This is a genomic window from Vibrio sp. V12_P9A6T4 (assembly GCF_963874835.1).
GTDB classification, from domain to species: Bacteria; Pseudomonadota; Gammaproteobacteria; order Enterobacterales; family Vibrionaceae; genus Vibrio; species Vibrio anguillarum.
This window is the reverse complement of record NZ_CAWNJO010000006.1, coordinates 1-3,798: the sequence shown is the minus strand read 5'-3', so window position 1 is coordinate 3,798 and position 3,798 is coordinate 1. Positions and strand designations below refer to the sequence as shown.

Below are 3,798 nucleotides of genomic sequence, written 5' to 3'. Positions count from 1 at the left end.
ACCAAGTGAACGTGATCCGGCTGAACATTTAATTCCAAGACTTCACAATCTTTCATATTGCACAAAATATAGATTGAGCGATAAAGCTCTTTACCTACATTCCCTTTCAAGATCTTAAATCTGTATTTCGGTGTCCAAACTATGTGGTATTTGCAACGCCAATATACATGTGATGAACTTCTATAATCGCCCATGTTTTTAGTTTCCTCTTACTTGTGGTGAATAAGAGGTTTACTTCTAGCATGGGCACTCCTTCGGGCAATAGCCCCAAGGTTGAATCACCACCGCCCAAGGCGGTGGTTTAGGGATGACAACAAAAATGCCGTTCACTCTTAAGTGAACGGCATTACATGTCAACATGGCTTTTTTCAATGAAGAGATCCCTAATGACTTACAGAAGATTTCTTTGGTTTAATCGATTTTTTCTTGATATTCGCGTTTATCTTCTGGACGCAGTTGACGCTGAACACCCATTAAAAAATTACGCAGGATCTGATCTTTACATTCACGGTAGTGTTTATTGTCAGGCTTGCGGAAAAATGCATTGAGCTCGTGCTTACTTAAACGAAAATCGATAAAAGCTAATGTGTCTAAAATATCTTCTGCTTTCATATCCAGCGCAATACGCAATTTCATGAAAATCATATTATTGGTTAAGCGTGTTTCAGGCTGAGGTTGTTCACCATCGCGTTTACCACGCTTTGTATTGATTAAACCATTGAGAAATATCGCTAGATCCACATCACTCAACACAGATTCCGTCTCTTTGTTTAGCCAAGTAGTCACTTGCTCTTGAGTAACGCAGCCGTCCGCCGCAGCAAAAATCTCAACCATAGCTGAGTCTTTAAAGTCAAAAGTGTAGCGAATACGGCGTAAAATATCGTTATTGGTCAAAATAGATCCTAGGGTTAGATTTCCAGTGCCATCAAGATGACAGACTGTGAAGAAATAGCGCGCCACTGTAGCAGAAGAGCGATCGGACACCTATCTATTTTACGTAATACCGTCTGAGTTTAATGTGTGTTTACTACCTCTTTTAGTAATCGGTCTATCGAATCAACTACCGATTTACTGGCCAATTCCATAGTATCAACTTGCTTAATCAGTTGTGTCCAATCACCATTCTGACCAGACTTCAGTGCACTCTTTCCTGAATCATGCACCAACTTATGAGGAGCATTCAAACCAGCAAAGCTGGGAAGCTGGCTGTATTCACGCGCACCATCACCCTCAAAATACCATTTACCTAGACGGCACTCTTGATGAGTATTCATCCCATGTTCAAACCGACGATTGAGGATGTGATCGTACACTTCATTTTTCCAAACTGCGTGATCCAATTTCACCGTATCAAGGAAAGAACACGCCGTCGCAATACGAATAACTTCTTGCATTTGTTTTGATTTGTCTAAAACGATTGTTACCGTCTGTTTTAATTCATTTGAAGCATTTTCTACTTCGATTGCACATTCTTGACTCTGATTCACTGAACCTTTAATACTTTCCGTTTGGTTCTGAACTTGCCCAACTAAAGATTCAATCTTAGTGCTGGCATCATTGGCTTTGGAAGCTAATGCCCGTACTTCATCGGCCACGACCGCGAAACCTCGACCCGCTTCACCTGCGCGTGCCGCTTCAATAGCTGCATTCAGTGCCAATAAATTGGTCTGTTGCGAAATCTCTTGGATCGTGCCGACTAACTGGCCAATCGAAATGGTTGTTTTATCTAGAACAGTCACCGACTCCATACTAGCGTGAGCGTATTCTGCAATTTTTTCTGCTCGAGAAGATAAGTGATTAATTGCTGTGCTTGTCTGACCAAAAATACTATTCAGTTGCTTCAGTGATTCGTTCTCACGCAATAAATTCTCAGCATTGTGAGCCAGACCAGAACGGATGGCTTCTAGCATGTGGCTACCACTCAAATGACTGGCCATCAAATCAGACTCTAATTGAGTTGATGTACGCAATAAGGCCAGCTGTTCTTTTAGCTGCTGAATTTCATCTTGCCACTTTTGTTGCTCAAGTCTTTGCTGTGCTTGTAATGCAGCTATCTGAGCCTTCAAATCATCATTTTCTTTTTGCATTTTCTTATTAAATAGCATGCTCAACCTCGGCAAAAATAACATCGTCAATCTACATAAGTTTAATCGAACGTTAATAATTTTATGCACTTCTCATTTCAAAATAAGCAGATTAAATCGGAGTAATGTGAAGGGGCGCACCTAGCCCCCTTCGACATTCATTAAGCCTGTTTGAGTTCAAGTCTTGTTCGATACAGCACCATATCTTCAATCGTCAATACAGGCATATTGTGCTTTTGCCCGAACGCAACGATCTCGGGTGTTTTGGCCATGGAACCGTCAGGATTGGTGAGTTCACACAATACGCCCGCAGGCATTAAACCCGCTATTTGCATAAGATCAACCGTCCCTTCTGTATGCCCACGACGAGCCAAAACGCCCCCCGCCCGAGCGCGAAGTGGAAAAACATGGCCGGGGCGTGCAAGATCATCGGCTTTAGCATCAAAGCGGGCCGCGGTTTTTATTGTGGTCACTCGGTCTTGCGCTGAAACGCCCGTAGTTACACCTGTTTTTGCTTCAATCGAGACAGTAAAAGCGGTTTGGTTTGTGCTATTGTTATGCATTACCATCGGGGGCAGTTGCAATTGATTAGCCTGTTCATCGGTCAAACATAGGCAGACGATGCCACTGCATTCACGGATCATCAGTGCCATTTGTTGTGTGGTCAGTGACTCAACCGCATAAATGATATCTCCTTCATTTTCACGATCTTCATCATCAAGCAACAACACGCCTCGCCCTTCTTTCAGCGCAGACAGTGCCTTTTCAACACGAGTAATAGGGTCGCCAAATTTGGCAAGTAGAGATAGCTGATTCATGGTTGTACTCCTAAAAAATCACCAGAATCAGGGCTGCTATGAGGGATCAAATCCAAAACAAATTGCACCAGCTAGCGAACTAACTGGCGTCTCTTCATTCTCTCTCATCCGGACTATAACCGTCGGCTCTGGTTTTTCACCAGATCTGCTGACCTCGATACATCGAGCGCTCGCGGGCTCATCTGCCTTCTCAACTGAAAAAACAAACACACCGCCGGTGGGGAATTTCACCCCGCCCTGAGAATTTAAAATATAAATTGGCTTTAAAAAAGCGATGTCATGGTAGTCGTTTACAATAAAGATGAAAAGTAGGACGAAGAAAAAGTGATGTATATCGAAAAGGAAAGGCATCCTGCAATTATGCAGTTGGGGGTAACAGGAGCATAGCTAACTCAAGAGTTTAGGGTATGCAAGATGCCTTTATTCATGGTCACCAGTGACATAAATGAATCAGAGCTAAAATCGCCATTACCTCTATAGGGTTACGTGATTTTTCTAAACGCTGGCGGTAATAGATCGCCAGCGGTGTTGGCTGTTTGGTGTCAGTCGTTATGGGGTCGTTCATCATTCACCTCCTCAGCTATCGATGCGTTGATTGTGAATCAAAACAAGGAATACAAAAACTGAGAATTTTTTATTTTTTAATTCCTCATATCATCGAAATTAGCCTTAAAACGATATTTAAAAACTAAAAATCAATAAATGAGGAACAAATAATCATTAATATTTCTTATTTGGTTCTTCATAAATTCGCTACTATACCCAAACAACTTGACCATCAAGGAGGGCAAAGCGCAAGGCCGTGCGAAGAACTGAACTGCCTATCTCTTCCCTTTCATCCAGAGGATTTGCGAGTGTCTGATCTTACTTTATTACGTTATTACACACGCCTGACC

General features: G+C 42.3%; 5 protein-coding genes, 1 pseudogene and 1 riboswitch. All 6 genes and pseudogenes read right to left on the bottom strand.

Going from position 1 to position 3,798, the window contains the following annotated elements; all coding sequences use genetic code 11:
* Positions 1-194: IS200/IS605 family transposase (gene tnpA / locus AACQ42_RS00115; RefSeq protein ID WP_141195658.1), on the bottom strand; the 194-nt coding region annotated here is incomplete at its 3' end.
* Positions 195-411: 217 nt separating this feature from the next.
* A complete protein-coding gene (locus AACQ42_RS00110; protein WP_038148283.1) occupies positions 412-894 on the bottom strand; it encodes a YehS family protein in 483 nt (160 codons plus the stop codon).
* Between the two features lie 119 nt (positions 895-1,013).
* Positions 1,014-1,394: a CZB domain-containing protein gene (locus AACQ42_RS17560; RefSeq protein ID WP_405054803.1), complete on the bottom strand. Its 381-nt coding sequence runs from the start codon at positions 1,392-1,394 to the stop codon at positions 1,014-1,016.
* 42 nt (positions 1,395-1,436) lie between these two features.
* Positions 1,437-1,910: pseudogene (locus tag AACQ42_RS17555) on the bottom strand (methyl-accepting chemotaxis protein); the annotation flags it as partial.
* 335 nt (positions 1,911-2,245) lie between these two features.
* Positions 2,246-2,902, bottom strand: a complete 657-nt coding sequence (gene ribB, locus AACQ42_RS00100) for a 3,4-dihydroxy-2-butanone-4-phosphate synthase (RefSeq protein WP_094165910.1) — start codon at positions 2,900-2,902, stop codon at positions 2,246-2,248.
* Between the two features lie 92 nt (positions 2,903-2,994).
* Positions 2,995-3,151, bottom strand: a riboswitch (FMN riboswitch).
* Between the two features lie 181 nt (positions 3,152-3,332).
* The gene (locus AACQ42_RS00095) at positions 3,333-3,470 is read right to left on the bottom strand and encodes a hypothetical protein (RefSeq protein WP_013868191.1); all 138 of its coding nucleotides are present in this window, start codon (positions 3,468-3,470) and stop codon (positions 3,333-3,335) included.
* Positions 3,471-3,798 lie beyond the last annotated feature (328 nt).

Excerpts from the sequence above, each read along its gene's own strand:
- AACQ42_RS17560 (WP_405054803.1), bottom strand. The coding sequence starts at position 1,394 with ATGCAAGAAGTTATTCGTATTGCGACGGCGTGTTCTTTCCTTGATACG.
- ribB (WP_094165910.1), bottom strand. The coding sequence starts at position 2,902 with ATGAATCAGCTATCTCTACTTGCCAAATTTGGCGACCCTATTACTCGT.
- AACQ42_RS00095 (WP_013868191.1), bottom strand. The coding sequence starts at position 3,470 with ATGATGAACGACCCCATAACGACTGACACCAAACAGCCAACACCGCTG.